The sequence below is a fragment of the Nonomuraea sp. NPDC005501 genome (assembly GCF_040605905.1).
Classification (GTDB): Bacteria; Actinomycetota; Actinomycetes; order Streptosporangiales; family Streptosporangiaceae; genus Nonomuraea.
Genome location: NZ_JBEXDT010000005.1, coordinates 105,408 through 120,320 on the forward strand (window position 1 = coordinate 105,408; position 14,913 = coordinate 120,320).

The window sequence follows — 14,913 nt, forward strand, 5'->3', positions numbered from 1 at the left end:
GCGAATGCCTGCTCTTCGAGGAGTGTGCTCGCGCCGCTGCGTGGCGGCGACGCGAGCATCGCACTTATCTGATCGGCGTCTCAGAGGACGAGAACGCGCACCCCGCTGTTCCATATCCATATGACCCTGTACGGGGAGATCCAGCTGCGCACCGATCGGCGCCTTGATCTCATCGGGCTGCCGACGCCGCGACGCGATGTTGACTTAAAGTGATGGAGTAGATACTTTGCGTTTCCATGACTGTGCTTCAAGGCCTCAAATACCGGCAGTGGTTCAGGGGCGCTGACGTCGACGGGGACGGATTCATCACTCAGCGGGACGTCCGGCTGATGAGCGAGCGTTACATCGCCGCTCGTGGCGCCGCAGCGGACGCCGCAACCGCCCATCGGCTCACCGAGGGGATGGACGCGTTCTGGTCGAATGTGATCGCGCCGATGGATCAGGATGGCGACGGGAAGGTCGATCTGCGGGAGATGACCGAAGGGTTCCGGCGGGTCCTGACCGATCCCGCGCTGTACCCGCAGCAGATCGAGCGGGTGACCGACTGCTTTCTCGACCTCAGTGATCTCGACGCGGACGGCAAGATCGACCAGGTGGAGTTCCGGCAGATCTTCGCGTCGGTCGCCGACGTTCCCAGCGAGGACTGCGCAGCGGTCTTCGCCGCGCTGGACCTGGACGGCTCGGGCAAGTTGGACCGCGCCGAGTTCCACAAGGCGGTCGCGGAGTTCTTCTACGGCGACGACCCCGATGCCCCCGCCAACCACCTGTTCGGCAGGCTCGCCGAGTGACAGCACGCACCCGCCACACCGGCAGGGGGGCCGTTTCACGATCGCACCAAAGGGCCGCGATTCGGCAGGGAGGGATGTGCGGCCCGTGGAGGGCGGCCCCCTGGAGCGGAACGCCGGCAAGGTCGTGGTCCGAAGTCGAAGTCATTCGGGAGCCCCGGCCTCTACCTGTGCGCGAAGGGGCTATCCGCCGAGAGACGGTGCTGTGGGAGCGCTCTTCGAGCGTCGACTTCACGCCTATAGTCCGAAGACAGGGTGTATCCAGGATCCCGGTATTTACTTCACAAGCCCTCCAACAGCCGAACATGATCCGCGAATCACGCCGGCGTAAGCGACCGGGCCTCTTCGCAGCACCTCACCGCAACGTAAGCAACCGCTGGCTGCAATCAGCGGAAACTTCGGAGACGGAGTTGATGCATGGTGGAACAGCGCATGTCGGTTGCGACGCACTGGGGGAGTTACATCGCCGTAGTCGATTCCGGCCGGCTGGTGCGCATCGAGCCGAGGCACGATGATCCCAGTCCATCGCCCATCGGCCCCGGAATGGTGGCGGCCGCCGACGACAGCGCTCGCGTGCTACGGCCCGCGGTGCGCAAGGGCTGGCTGAACGGCGAGCCGCGCGCCCACGACACGGCCAGAGGCCGGGGCGCCTTCGTGGAGGTGAGCTGGGACCACGCGATCACTTTGGTGAGTGATGAACTCCGTCGCGTTCGTTCCCAGCACGGGGACAGCGCGGTGTTCGGCGGATCCTACGGCTGGGCGAGCGCGGGCAGGTTCCACCACGCGCAGGGTCAACTGCACCGGTTCCTGGCACTGGGCGGCGGATACACCGACTCTCGCAACACCTACAGCACCGCGGCTCTGGAGGTCATCCTCCCCCATGTGATCGGCGGCCATCCATGGAGCTACCAGTCCCGGATGCCGATGTGGGACGAGATAGCCGACAGCTGCGAGCTGGTGGTGGCGTTCGGAGGGCTGGCCCTGAAGAACAGCCAGATCAACCCTGGTGGGCTGGCCAGACACCAGACGCTGAACCTGCAACGCCGGTGTCGTGAGGCTGGGGTGCGGTTCGTGAACATCAGCCCCATCCGCAGCGACACCGCCGACTTCCTCGACGCCGAGTGGCTGCCCGTCATCCCCAACACCGACACCGCCGCGATGCTCGGCGTCGCCCACACGATGCTGGTCAACGGGTGGCACGATGAGGACTTCCTTCGCCGGTGCTGCGTCGGGTTCGACCGCTTCGCCTCCTACCTGGTCGGCGAGCTCGACGGCGTTCGGAAGGACGCCGCCTGGGCGGCGAAGATCACGGGCATCGGTCGCGACGCGATCACCGACCTCGCTCGCCGCCTTACCACCCGACGTTCTCTCATCATGGTCAACTACGCGGTGCAACGAGCGGACCACGGCGAACAGCCGATCTGGATGTCCGTCGTGCTGGCCGCCATGGCGGGCTCGATGGGCCGGGCCGGCTGCGGCTGGGGTGCAGGTTACGCGACGATGGACGCGACCGGCGTCGCCCCGGACCGCGCCTTCGTGGCGACGATACCCGAGGTTCCCAACCCCGTTGCGGGCTTCATCCCTGTGGCGAGGATCGCCGATACCCTGCTGCACCCAGGTGAGATCATCGACTACGACGGCCAACGCCTGACGTTGCCCGACCTTCGCCTGATCTACTGGTGCGGAGGGAACCCGTTCCACCACCACCAAGATCTCCACCGGCTGACCCGCGCCTGGCAAGCCCCCGACACGGTGGTCGTTCACGAAGCCTGGTGGAACACCACCGCCAAGTTCGCCGACATCGTCCTGCCCGTCGCCACCAGCTTGGAACGCGACGACTTCGCCGCCGGATTTTCAGACCCCCACCTCGTCGCGATGCCGAAAGTCCGCGAGCCGGCGGGCGAGTCGCGCACCGACCACCAGATCTTCGCCGCTTTGGCCTCCCGGCTCGGATACGAGCAGGAGTTCACGGAAGCACGCTCGGAGATCGAATGGGTCCGGCACCTTTACGAGCAGACGAGGGCCAAGCTCGGCGGCAACGCCGCCTTGCCGGGCTTCGAGGACTTCTGGCGAAACACCACCGCAGAGCTGCCCGCGCTGACCGGACCGTTTCCCGGCAGTTTCGAAGCCCTCCGCTCAGATCCGCAGCGTCACCCCCTGCTGACACCGTCGGGCCGAATCGAGATCTTCTCCGAGGAGATCGACTCATTCGGCTACGACGACTGCGCCGGCCATCCCCAGTGGTTCGAACCGGTGGAATGGCTTCGCGCCGATCTGTCGGGCCGATTCCCGCTGCACCTGATCTCGAATCAACCCGCCTCACGCCTGCACAGCCAATACGACAACGGCGGCCACAGCCTCAGTTCCAAAATCCGCGGCCGTGAGCCCGTGACGATCAATCCGTCGGACGCCGCGTCACGCGGCATCGAGAGCGGCGTGATCGTGCGCATCTACAACGACCGGGGGAGCTGCCTCGCGGGCGCGATCCTCTCCGACGACGTCATGCCGGGCGTCGTCCAACTGTCCACCGGGGCGTGGTGGGATCCGGTCCAGCCAGGCACCAGCGGAACGCTGGATCGTCACAGCAACCCGAACGTTCTCACGGCGGACCGACCCTGCTCGCGCCTGTCACAAGGACCGAGTGCTCTCAGCGCGCTGGTCGACATCGAGCGCTATGACGCCCCCGTGCCCGGCATGCTCGCCTACTCACCACCCGGGCTCGAACCGTGACGCACGGGAGCTGTTCCCCGACGACTTCCACGACTTTGCGAACAAGCTCGGCTACCTGTGCTTCGTCGGCGAGGTACCACCGCCGGCTGCGGGCTCGCAGGACCAGCCGGCCCGAACCGCACATCCGGTAGCCGCCCACCTGTCAGGCGGCCACCGCGCCACGTCACGCGGCCGGCAAGGCCCGCGACGCGCCGTCGCCCCTCGGCGTCACTGTACGTCGTCATGCCCAGACGGGGCCACACCGCTGCTAATACGAATTACCCAGTGATTATCTCTTGACGTCCCGTTATGCCCGGTCGCAGAATGACCGAACTAATACGCATTACCGACACGGCGGGTGATACGCACTGTGACTGCTTCGGGGCGGCGGCTGACGCAGCAGGACATCGCGCGCATGGCTGGAGTGAGCCAGACGACGGTGTCCCTGGTGCTCAACGGAAGGGCCGAGGGCGAGGTGCGGATCTCGCCCGAAACCCGCGATCGGGTGCTTCAGGTGATCAGGGAGACCGGGTACGTGGCCGACCCCGCCGCGCGCCGGCTCGTCGAACGGCGCAACCGCATCTACGGCGTGTTCACCTACGAGGCCGTCTTCCCCGCGGAGAGCGCCGACTTCTATCACCCGTTCCTCGTCGGGATCGAGGAGTGCGTGGAGGAGGCGGGCTGCGACCTTCTGCTGTTCACCAGCGCCAAGGCGGAGCAGGGCGAGCGGCGGCGGATCTTCAGCGCGGAGAGCCGGATCCGGCTGGCCGACGGCTGCGTCCTGCTCGGCCGGACGATCGACCGCGAAGATCTGTCCAGGCTGCTGTCGGAGGGCATTCCGTTCGTCTCGGTCGGCCGCCGCGACGACGCGGGCGGGCCGGTGCCGTACGTCGGCGCGGACTATCCGCCGGCGGTGCGCGCGCTGGTCGAGCGGGCCGCGGCGCTCGGGCACCGGCGGATGGCCTATGTCGGAGCGGGGTCGGGCCCGGAGTCCTACGCCGACCGGCTGCGCGGTTTCACCGAAGGCGTGGCCGCGACGGGTGTCGAAGGGCTGCACCTGACCGCCGCGGACGGGCTGTTCGACTGTGGCGCGAGCGTGGTGTTCGCCGAGGAGCTGGCCGACGGCGTGGCCATCGCCGAGGCCGCCAAGGCCCGCGGGCTGGACGTGCCGCGCGACCTGTCCATCCTCGCGCTGGGCGCGCCGACCAGGCCGGTCTCGACCGACATCGACTTCGCCGGGTTCCGCATTCCCCGGCGCGAGATGGGCCGCAGGGCCGTCGAGCTGCTCACCCAGGTGCTGGAACGCGGCGGCATCCCCCAGGAACTGCTGGTGTGCGAGCTGGTCGAGGGATCGACGCTGGCACCCGTACATGAGGAGAGGTAATCCCCCACGTGGTTGAGATATCGGCAGACGCGCTCGTCGTCGGCGGCGGGCTGGGCGGCGTGGCCGCCGCGCTGGCCCTGCTGCGGGCCGGGCGATCGGTGGTGCTCACCGAGGAGTACGACTGGCTGGGCGGCCAGCTCACCAGCCAGGCGGTGCCGCCGGACGAGCACACCTGGGTGGAGCGGTTCGGCGTCACGGCGAGCTACCGCGCGCTGCGCGACGGCATCCGGCGCTACTACCGCGACCACTACCCGCTGACCGAGCGGGCGCGGGCGTGGCCGGAGCTGAACCCGGGCGCCGGGCACGTCAGCAAGTTGTGTCACGAGCCCCGGGTCGCGGTCGCGGTCATCGAGGCCATGCTGGCCCCGTACCGGGGGTCGGGCAGGCTGCGCGTGCTCCAGCCGTACCGGCCGGTCGGGGCCGAGGTGGACGGCGACCGCGTCACGGCCGTGCGGCTCGCGCACCGCGACGGGGGCGACGAGATCACCGCGGTGGCGCCGTACGTGCTGGACGCCACCGAGACCGGCGAGCTGCTGCCGCTGGCCGGGGCCGAGTACGTGACCGGGTTCGAGGCCCAGGACGACACGGGCGAGCCGAGCGCCCCGGCGACGGCGCAGCCGATGAACATGCAGGCCGTGTCCGTGTGCTTCGCGATCGACCACGTGGACGGCGACCACACCGTCGACAGGCCCGCCTCGTACGACTTCTGGCGCGCCTACCAGCCGCCCTTCTGGGGCGACCGGCTGCTGTCGTGGCGCTGCCCGAGCCCGCGGACGCTGGAGATCATGGAGCGTTCCTTCACCCCGAACCCGGGTGACGACCCCCGCCTGGTGCAGGCCGACCAGCGGGTCAACCCGGGCGACGGCAACCTGTGGACGTTCCGCAGGATCGCCGCCCGTGACAACTTCCGGCCCGGCGCGTACGACAGCGACATCACGCTGGTCAACTGGCCGATGATCGACTACCTGGAGGGGCCGGTCATCGACGTGCCGGACGCCGATCGGCACCTGGCGGCGGCCCGTGAGCTGTCGATGTCGGCGCTGTACTGGCTGCAGACCGAGGCCCCCCGCCACGACGGCGGCACCGGCTACCCGGGCCTGCGGCTGCGCGGCGACGTCACCGGCGGCGCCGACGGGCTCGCCCAGGCCCCCTACATCCGCGAGTCCCGGCGCGTCCGGGCCCTGACCACCGTCACCGAGCAGGACCTGTCCGTGGCGGTACGCGGCGACAAGGGCGCCGTCTCCTATCACGACTCCGTGGGCGTGGGCATGTACCGCATCGACCTGCACCCGTCGACCGGCGGCGACAACTACATCGACGTCGCCTGCTCCCCGTTCGAGATCCCTCTCGGGGCGCTGATCCCGCAGCGGATGAGCAACCTGCTGCCCGCCTGCAAGAACATCGGCACCACCCACATCACCAACGGCGCCTACCGCCTGCACCCGGTGGAGTGGAACGTCGGCGAGGCGGCCGGCGCGCTCGCCGCCTTCTGCCTGGACCGCGCCACCACGCCGCACGCCGTGCACGCGGACGGCCGGCTCCTGGCCGACTACCAGGACCGGCTGGTCCGCGACGGCGTGGAGCTGCGCTGGCCCGACGTCACCGGCTACTGACGCCAGAAGGAGAACCCCCATGAAAGCACCCGGGAAGCTGGCGGCCCTCACGCTGACCGCCCTGCTCACGGTCACCGCCTGCGGCGGCGGCGACGCCGCGCCGGCCGCGCAGGGCCCGCAGCCGCTGCGCATGTCGATCTGGACCTCCAACGAGGCCCACCTGAAGCTGTTCAAGGAGATCGCCGCCGAGTACCGCAAGTCCCACCCGCAGGTCGGCGAGATCACCTTCGACCCGATCCCGTTCGAGAACTACACCACCACGCTGACCACGCAGATCGCCGGCGGCAACGCCCCCGACCTGGCATGGATCCTCGAGAACTCCGCCCCCGACTTCGTCGGATCCGGCGCCCTCGCCCCGCTCAAGGGCAAGGTCGAGAACGCCGGCGAGCTGGTCCCCTCCGCCACCCGGCTGTGGGAGCGCGACGGCGAGCTGTACGCCTACCCGTTCTCCACCTCGCCCTTCGGCGTCTTCGTCAACACCGACCTGGTCAAGGCCGCGGGCCAGAAGACGCCGCGCGAGCTGATCAAGGCCGGCCAGTGGGACTGGGAGCACGCCAACGAGATCAACAAGGCCGTGGCGGCGAAGGGCAAGAACGGCCTGACCATCCTCAACTTCGACTACAAGGCCTGGGACAACCTCGCCACCGTCTGGCAGGGCTGGGGCGCCAAGGCGTGGAGCGACGACGGCGGCACCTGCCAGTTCAACGCTCCCGAGATGGTCGAAGCCATGACCTTCATGCACAAGGCGATCTTCACCGACAAGTCCATGCCGGGGCCGGGCACCACCGTCGACTTCTTCTCCGGCGACACCACGATGGCCGTCGCCCAGATCTCCCGCGCCGCCATGCTGAAGGACGCGACGTTCACGTGGGACCTGGTGCCGCTGCCCGCCGGGCCCAAGGGCGAGTACGCGGTCATCGGCCAGGCCGGGATCGGTGTGCTGAAGAAGTCGCCGAGGGCCGAGCAGGCCACCGACTTCCTCGCCTACTTCACCAACGCGGCCAACTCGGCCAAGCTCGCCGCGTACTTCCCGCCCGCGCGTGGCTCGCTGCTGACCGCCGACACCATGGCCAAGACCAGCCCCATGCTGAACGGCGACCAGCTCCAGAAAGTGGTGATCGACGGCATCCAGAAGGGCGTGGTCAAGCCCAGCCACACGGGACAGGCCGAGCTCGCTCAGACCGCCAGGGCCGCACTCGACCCGCTGTGGAAGCCGGACGCCGACGTCAAGGCGGTGCTGGACGGCGTGTGCGCGAAGATCCAGCCGCTGCTGGGCGGATGAGGTGGCGGTGACGGATCTCGGCAACCGGGTGGCGGAGCGCGCCGCCGCCCGGCCCCGCCACTTCTGGACCATCCCCCGGCGCGACGCCCTCGTCGGCTACCTGCTGATCTCGCCGCAGCTCGCCGGGAGCGCGCTGTTCGTCCTGCTGCCGCTCGGCCTGGTCGGCTACTACAGCCTCCAGGAGTGGAACGTGCTGGCGGGCACGTTCGAGTTCGTCGGCGGCGACAACTACGCCAAGCTGCTCGCCGACCCGAAGATGGGGCAGGTGCTGACCAGCACCGCGCTGTTCTCGGTCGGCCTGGTCGTGCTCAACCTCGCCCTCGCCCTCGCCCTGGCCATCCTGCTGAACCAGCGGCTGCGCGGCACCACGTTCTTCCGGACGGTGTTCTTCTCGCCGGTGCTGGTGTCGCTGGTCGCCTGGACCATCGTCTGGCAGTTCCTGCTCCAGCAGGACGGCGGCGTCAACGGCCTGCTCGGCGTGGCGGGCGTGGACGGACCCAACTGGCTGCGCGGCGAGAGCACCGCCCTGCTGTCGGTCGTCGTCGTCCAGGTCGTCAAGAACGTGGGGCTCAACATGGTGCTGTTCCTGGCCGCGCTCCAGGGCGTGCCGCGCCAGCTGTACGAGGCGGCGCAGCTCGACGGCGCCGGCGCCTGGACCCGGTTCCGGCGCGTCACGGTGCCCCTGATCAGCCCGACGATCCTGCTCACCTCGATCATCACCGTGGTCGGGTCACTGCAGGTGTTCGCCCAGATCGCCGTGCTCACCCAGGGCGGGCCCGGTATGTCCACCACCGTCCTCGTCTACTACCTGTACCAGCAGGCCTTCCAGTTCCGGCACCTCGGCTACGGCGCCACCCTGTCGGTCCTGCTGTTCGTGATCGTCGCGGCGCTGACGTTGCTGCAGTGGCGGCTGCGCCGGAAGTGGGTCTTCCATGAGTCGTAGGGTCAAGCTCGCGTTGTACGCGCTGCTGTGCGTGTTGTGCGTGCCGTTCGTCTTCCCGACCTGGTGGATGGTCACCTCGTCGGTGAAGCCGATCAGCGACATCTTCGCCTTCCCGCCCGCGCTGGTGCCCTCCAGGTTCGACTTCTCCACCTACGGCAGGGTCTTCGAGCTGCAGCCGTTCGGGCAGCAGTACCTCAACAGCCTCTACATCGCCGCGGTGGTGACCGTCGGCACGATGGCGGTGGCCGCGATGGCCGGCTACGCCTTCGCCCGCATCCGTTTCCCCGGCCAGAACGCGCTCTTCCTGGTCGTGCTCGTCGGCCTGCTGATCCCCAGCGAGGTGACGATCGTCCCGCTGTTCCAGATGTTCCACACGGCGGGGATGACCGACACGCACTGGCCGCTGATCCTGGTGCCGATCCTGGGCGCGCCCAGCGTGCTGGCGACGTTCATCATGCGGCAGTTCTTCATCACGCTGCCCGGCGAGCTGGAGGAGGCCGCCAGGGTCGACGGGCTCGGCCGCTTCGGCACCTTCTGCCGGGTGGCGTTGCCGCTGGCCAGGCCGGCGCTCGGCGCCGTCGCCATCTTCACGTTCCTGCACTCGTGGAACCTCTACCTCGAACCGATCGTGTTCCTGTCGACCCCGTCGAAGTTCACCCTGCCGCAGGCGCTCACCCAGTTCGTCGACGCCTACGGCTCGCCCCTGTGGAACGTGCAGCTGTCCGCCGCCACGATGACCGCCCTGCCCATCCTGGTCGTCTTCGTCCTGGCCCAGCGGCAGTTCATCGAGGGGCTCGCGCACACCGGTCTGAAAGGCTGACCATGCTCTCCCGCCGCACCTTGCTCCGCGCCACCGCCCTGCTCCCGGTGGCCGCCCCCGTGCTCGTCCCCGGCGCCGCATCGGCCGAAGTCCCCGACCTTCCGCCGCTGACCATCCTGAACCGTGCCTCGTTCGTCCCCCACGAGCAGCGCTTCGCGCCGTACCTGGCCACCCTCTCGCCCATGGTCAACGACATGGCCGACAGCGGCTTCTTCGCCGGCGGCTGGTGGCGTTCGCCGGCGGCGTCGTTCAACGCCCGCGTGCAGGAGCACGTCTTCACGCTGGCCTGGTTCCACGCCAACGCCCGCCCGTGGAACCCGTACGCCGGGGACGCGCGCCTGCTGGCCGCGCTCGACGCGGCGCTCGGCCACTACCTGTCGCTTCAGCACCCCGACGGTTCCTTCCCCGAGTACAACCGCAACGAGCACGGCCTGGCGCCCACCGGGTTCGGCCTCGGCTACCTGGCCAAGACGCTGCAGATCCTGCGCGCGTCCGGGGCGTTGCCCGCCAGGCAGGCCCAGATCACCGCCGCGTTGCACACGTCCATGACCTGGTTCCTGGACCCCGCCAACCACACCGTCTGGCAGGAGCCCCTCGGCTACGCCAACCAGACCACCTCGGGCCTGGCCGGTGCCTCGCTCGCGCTCAAGCTCGACCCCGACCCGGCGCTGGTCAGGGGCCTGGCCGAGGCGTTCCCCCGGCTGGCCGCGACCGGCGTCAGCTCTGCCGGGTTCTTCCACGAGAAGGGGGGCCACGACATGAACTACAACTTCGAGGTCATGCTCCCCGAGATGGCCGACGCCTACCAGCAGACCTCGGACCGGAACCTGGTGGACATGGCCCGCGCCTTCACCGGCTTCCTGTCCTACAACCTGCTGCGCGAGCCCGACGGCGCCGGGTACATGGTCAACGTCGCCCCCTCCACCCGTACCAGCGCCCGCTGGTACGACGAGGTCCGGCCCGACCCCGACCGGACCGCGCTCAACTGGACGTTCACCCGTCAGGTGCCGCTGCTGTCGGCCTTCCTGACCGCCCGCGAGGACCTCGCCGAGGCCCGCGCCGCCTGGGCCGCGTCCACCGAGCCGGTGACGCCGCTCGCCAAGCAGGACACCTCGCCGCGCATCCTCACCCACGGCCTCTACGGCGAGGGGTTCCCCAGCAGACGGCAGCGGGCCGCCGCCATCGCGGACCTGCCCTACCTGCGCTCCGACGACTTCGTCGAACTGCGCAAGGACCGCGGCCAGGACTTCCTGTACGTCCGCAAGCCCGGCCTGTACCTGGGCGGCTACTTCGGCGACCGCGCCTCACTCGCCCGCACCGGCCTGACCTTCCTGTGGCATCCCGAAGCAGGCACGATCATCTGCGGGCTCAACGACAACAACTACGCCTGCTGGTCCACCGTCTTCCCGGGGCAGGCGCCCGACTCCGACGGCCCCCTGCCCGCCGCCTACTTCCACGGCGCCCCCGGCGGCGGGCAGTGGACCGGCGGCCCGGCCCCCGCCGCCTTCGGCATCCGCTACGGCAACGCGAACGTCACCACGGACGTCCTGGTCACCCGGCGTACGGTCCGGCGTACGGTCACGGCGAACGCCGCCGCCACCGAGCAGATCCCCCTGGTCCTCCGTCCTACGGACGTCCTCACCTTCACCGACGGCACCCGGGCCGCGTTCGGCGGCACGACCACCGCCACCGCCGACGGCCTGGATCTGCGCCGGGGCCGCACCACGATCCGCCTGCGCTGGGGCACTCCCCTGCCGTCGACCCTGGCGGCCGGCACCGTGCGCTACTTCCGCGACGGCTCCCGCCGCTTCCACGCCCTGCGCATCCCCCACCAGGGCACGTTCGACCTCACGCTCATCATGGGGTGACCTGGCCGACTGCCCGGATCAGACCCGCCGGGGACGACGGAGGCCGCCGGCGCATCGCGCGCCGACGGCCTCGGTCTGTTCTCGCGGAGCTCCGCGGCCGGGGGACTTCTTCCTCACCCATCACGTAGGCCTCCATCATCTCGACGTGGCCTGCTGATCAGCGTGGGCGGCTGAGGGCGGCCTCGGCCAGATCCGTCCATTTCTCGACCGAGGAGTGCGGCACGACCACCCAGTCCTTGATCGTCCTGCCCTGCCCCGAGGGGTCGAACAGGGACGCCCCGGCCAGCTGGAGCGCGGCTGTGTGTTCGGGGGTGTCCCTGACCAGCCGGAACACCATCGCGCCGTCGCGCTGCAGGCTCGCGAAGACCTTCCCCGCCTGATCCTTGAGCGCGGGACTCCCCATCATCCTGGAGATCTGTACACCCAGGTCGGCCAGCTCGGCGCCGACCTGCTTGAAATCCGCTTCTGCGCTCATCGTCAGTCGGTCCCGAACTCCATGGTGGCGTGGTCGAGCAGCTCGTGGTGGTCGGGGCGCTTCCCGCGTGCCGCGATCAGCTCGGCCCCGCCTTCCGGCGGCACGGCGATCAGGCTAGTCGTCCGGGTGGCACCGATCAAGAGCGCGATGTCCGAATACCGCCGAGGTCGGCGGCGCTCACCGCGTTATACCTGACGAACCGGAAGAAGCGCGACGCGTCGTCGCGCTGATCCACGCTCCCAGGCAAGGAACCGACACTCATGATGACAACGCTGTTCGACGGGCCACCCGTCGTCTCGCGCAGCGAGGAGCTGCCCGCGCTGGCGGATCTGGATGGGGAGGATCTGTACCGGCAGCTGGGCGAGGGCGGCGTGGCGCTGACGCCGCCGCTGCTGACCCGAGAGCAGTGCCGGCAGCTCATCGCGACCTTCGACGAGCCGGGCCTGTTCCGCTCGACCGTGGTGATGCAGCGCCACCAGTTCGGCCGCGGCACCTACAAGTATTACGCCGATCCGGCGGCGGTCCCGCTGGTGCAGGCGCTGCGCGAGAGCCTGTATCCGCCGATGGCGTGGATGGCCAACCAATGGGCGCCGATGCTCGGCGAGCGCACCTTCCCCGCCACGCACGCCGAACTGGTCGCCGAGTGCGCCGCGGCCGGTCAGCGGCGGCCCACGCCCCTGATCCTGCGGTACGGCCCCGGCGACCACGCCTGCCTGCACCAGGACATCTACGGCGACATCGTCTTCCCCCTGCAGATCGCGATCATGCTCAACCAGCCGGGTGTGGACTTCACCGGCGGAGAGAACGTGTTCGTCGAGCAGCGCCCCCGCTTCCAGTCCAAGGCGATCGTCGTCAAGCCGGGACTCGGCCAAGCGATGATCTTCCCGGTCCGGCACCGCCCGATCCAGGGCAGGAACGGCTACCGCCGGCACGCGATGCGGCACGGCACCGGCGCTGTGGAGTCCGGCAGCCGCACCGTGCTGGGCGTCATCTTCCACAACGCTCGCTGACCGCGCGGGACACCGGCTCCCGCAGACGCATACGACTCCCGCAGACGCATACGAAAGGAGGCGGCGAACCATGCCATCACCCTCGCCGCTGGTCCGCGCCCCGCAGGTCGCCGCTGCCGCGCCGGCCGGTCACACCGCCGCCGAACTGGCCACGCTGATCGACCTGCTCGCCGCGCGGCGGCCACGGATCGAAGCGGTCACGCTCGGCCACGGCCGCGACCCCGCCTCCACGGCGGCCGTCCAGGCATTCGCCCACGCCTGGCGGGCGCGTGGCGGAGCCGTCCTGACCGTCGTGAGCTGGCCGGAGACCGCAGCGTCCTGGCTGCGCCCGGCCCGACGGTTCGCCGCGGGCGACCCGGACGCCTGGGTGGTCGCCGGCGCCGCGCTGGGATGGGCGCAGATGAGCCGCCGCCTGCGTCACAGCACCACCTGGGACCCGGCGCGGACCTTCGCCTTCGCCTCGATCGGCGGCACCGACATCGTGCGACTGGCCGGCCCCGGCACCCTGGACGGTCTGCGCGGCGCCGCGGCCGACGGCGGCACCTGGCAGCTGGGCCGCCACTCGATCACCTACGCCGGACCGGAGGCGTCATGACGCCCAGACGGATCTCACCGAGAAACTCCCGCAGCGAACGCGGCTCGCGACCCAGGATGTCGGCCACGGCCGTGGTCGTGCTCGCCCAGCGCCCATCCCCGATCTGCGACATGAGCTCGGCCAGGTCATGCGCCGCCCGAGCGGGCATGCCGCGCTTCTCCAGGTGAACGGCGGCTTCCTCGACCGACAGGTCCACGTAACGCACGGTCCGGCCGAGTGCTCGGGTGAGCTCCGCGGCGACCTCGTCATGCGTGGGCGCCACCGGCCCGGTGAGCTCGTACGTGGCGTCGGCCCCGACGGGACGCGTGAGCAGCACGGCCGCCACCGCCGCGATGTCACGCGCGTCGATGTAGCCGACGCCGCCCCTGCCGTACGAGCCGAAGATCCGCCCCTCCTCGTCGACGTCGCCCGGGAGATTCTGCATGAACCCGACGGGCGCCAGGATCGACCACGGCACTCCCGATGCCTTGAGATGCTCGTCGACCTGCCCGTGCTGGCCGAACCCGAGCAGGCTGCCCGACGTCACGCCACGCACGGAGACGGTCACCACCTGCGCCACGCCCGCGGTCGCCGCGTGATCGATGACGGCTCGGTGGGCTCGCACGAAACCCGGCCACAGCGCGCTGTTGAGAAAGAGCCGGTCACCCGGCTCCAGAGGGATGCTCTCCGGCCGCTCCAGGTCGCCGACCACGTAGTCGCATCCCAGCTCCTCGCCCTGTTCCACGCGGCGTACCACGGCTCGCACCGCACCACCGAGTTCCTCGATCAGCGCACGCCCGATCGTGCCTGTCGCACCCGTAACGACGATCATCGCGCAGCCCCCTAAGCGGAATGTAGGCTTCCTGTTCTATACTAAGCGGAAGCCTGTCGTCCAGTTCAAGGGGAGTTCGATGCGCGCCGATGCCCGCCGCAACCGGGACAGGATTCTGGAGGCGGCACGTGACGCGGTGGCCGAGCGCGGCACGGACGCGCCGATGGAGCTGATCGCCCGCCGGGCCGGCGTCGGCGTCGGCACGCTCTATCGCCGCTTTCCCGACCGCGGCGCGCTGCTCGCCGCCCTGGCGGAGCAGTATGTCCACGGGCTCATGGACGCCCTCGACAGCGCCGTGGCGGCCGAGCCCGACGCGTGGACGGCCGTTCGCGCCTTCGTCCTCCACAGCGTGGCCGAGAGCCGCGGCGCCATCGCGGCCGCGCTGGCCGGGACCTCCGCGCCGCAGGCCAGGCAGGCGCTGGTGCAGCGACTCGACGAGCTGGTACGGCAGGCGCAGGCGGACGGTGCGATGCGTGCGGATGTCGGCACCGGCGACCTCATGGAGCTGCTCAACGTGTTCGCCTGCCACCCGGGCGTCATCCCGGAGCGCTTCCTGCCCCTCATGCTCGACGGCCTCGACCGGCGCTAGCCTGCCGCGGCGGCAGCCGCCTCCCGTCG

13 protein-coding genes and 1 pseudogene are annotated in these 14,913 nt (G+C 69.9%); 12 read left to right on the forward strand and 2 right to left on the reverse strand.

Going from position 1 to position 14,913, the window contains the following annotated elements; all coding sequences use genetic code 11:
• Positions 1-236: 236 nt before the first annotated feature.
• The 9 genes and pseudogenes from ABZS51_RS05420 to ABZS51_RS05460 form a co-directional block, all read left to right on the forward strand.
• Positions 237-311, forward strand: a pseudogene (locus ABZS51_RS05420) (hypothetical protein); the annotation flags it as partial.
• 18 nt (positions 312-329) lie between these two features.
• Positions 330-788: an EF-hand domain-containing protein gene (locus ABZS51_RS05425; RefSeq protein ID WP_355436815.1), complete on the forward strand. Its 459-nt coding sequence runs from the start codon at positions 330-332 to the stop codon at positions 786-788.
• Positions 789-1,202: 414 nt separating this feature from the next.
• Positions 1,203-3,515, forward strand: a complete 2,313-nt coding sequence (locus ABZS51_RS05430) for a molybdopterin-dependent oxidoreductase (protein ID WP_355436682.1) — start codon at positions 1,203-1,205, stop codon at positions 3,513-3,515.
• A gap of 349 nt (positions 3,516-3,864) precedes the next feature.
• Complete coding sequence (locus ABZS51_RS05435) at positions 3,865-4,878, forward strand: LacI family DNA-binding transcriptional regulator (RefSeq protein ID WP_355436686.1); 1,014 nt, start codon at positions 3,865-3,867, stop codon at positions 4,876-4,878.
• Positions 4,879-4,886: 8 nt separating this feature from the next.
• Positions 4,887-6,491 (forward strand): FAD-dependent oxidoreductase, encoded by a 1,605-nt coding sequence (locus ABZS51_RS05440; protein WP_355436689.1) that lies wholly within the window; start codon positions 4,887-4,889, stop codon positions 6,489-6,491.
• Between the two features lie 19 nt (positions 6,492-6,510).
• Positions 6,511-7,773 carry a sugar ABC transporter substrate-binding protein gene (locus ABZS51_RS05445; protein WP_355436692.1) on the forward strand — a complete coding sequence of 421 codons (1,263 nt, stop codon included), beginning with the start codon at positions 6,511-6,513 and terminating at the stop codon, positions 7,771-7,773.
• A 7-nt stretch (positions 7,774-7,780) separates the two neighbouring features.
• Positions 7,781-8,716 carry a sugar ABC transporter permease gene (locus ABZS51_RS05450; RefSeq protein ID WP_355436695.1) on the forward strand — a complete coding sequence of 312 codons (936 nt, stop codon included), beginning with the start codon at positions 7,781-7,783 and terminating at the stop codon, positions 8,714-8,716.
• Positions 8,706-9,536 carry a carbohydrate ABC transporter permease gene (locus ABZS51_RS05455; protein WP_355436698.1) on the forward strand — a complete coding sequence of 277 codons (831 nt, stop codon included), beginning with the start codon at positions 8,706-8,708 and terminating at the stop codon, positions 9,534-9,536. The genes ABZS51_RS05450 and ABZS51_RS05455 overlap by 11 nt, the downstream gene beginning before the upstream one ends.
• Positions 9,537-9,538: 2 nt before the next feature.
• A complete protein-coding gene (locus ABZS51_RS05460; RefSeq protein ID WP_355436701.1) occupies positions 9,539-11,404 on the forward strand; it encodes a hypothetical protein in 1,866 nt (621 codons plus the stop codon).
• Between the two features lie 157 nt (positions 11,405-11,561).
• Here ABZS51_RS05460 and ABZS51_RS05465 read toward each other — a convergent pair whose 3' ends face one another.
• Positions 11,562-11,879 carry a hypothetical protein gene (locus ABZS51_RS05465; RefSeq protein WP_355436704.1) on the reverse strand — a complete coding sequence of 106 codons (318 nt, stop codon included), beginning with the start codon at positions 11,877-11,879 and terminating at the stop codon, positions 11,562-11,564.
• Between the two features lie 260 nt (positions 11,880-12,139).
• Here ABZS51_RS05465 and ABZS51_RS05470 point away from each other — a divergent pair, with 260 nt between their 5' ends.
• Together ABZS51_RS05470 and ABZS51_RS05475 are read left to right on the forward strand one after the other, a co-directional pair.
• Positions 12,140-12,889, forward strand: coding sequence for a 2OG-Fe(II) oxygenase (locus ABZS51_RS05470; protein ID WP_355436707.1), 750 nt, complete (start codon positions 12,140-12,142; stop codon positions 12,887-12,889).
• 70 nt (positions 12,890-12,959) lie between these two features.
• Positions 12,960-13,484 (forward strand): hypothetical protein, encoded by a 525-nt coding sequence (locus tag ABZS51_RS05475; protein WP_355436711.1) that lies wholly within the window; start codon positions 12,960-12,962, stop codon positions 13,482-13,484.
• Here the strand turns inward: ABZS51_RS05475 and ABZS51_RS05480 are convergent.
• Positions 13,456-14,295 (reverse strand): NAD(P)H-binding protein, encoded by an 840-nt coding sequence (locus ABZS51_RS05480; protein ID WP_355436714.1) that lies wholly within the window; start codon positions 14,293-14,295, stop codon positions 13,456-13,458. The genes ABZS51_RS05475 and ABZS51_RS05480 overlap by 29 nt on opposite strands.
• A 79-nt stretch (positions 14,296-14,374) precedes the next feature.
• Here ABZS51_RS05480 and ABZS51_RS05485 point away from each other — a divergent pair, with 79 nt between their 5' ends.
• Positions 14,375-14,884: a helix-turn-helix domain-containing protein gene (locus ABZS51_RS05485; protein WP_310712589.1), complete on the forward strand. Its 510-nt coding sequence runs from the start codon at positions 14,375-14,377 to the stop codon at positions 14,882-14,884.
• The last annotated feature ends 29 nt before the right edge of the window (positions 14,885-14,913 follow it).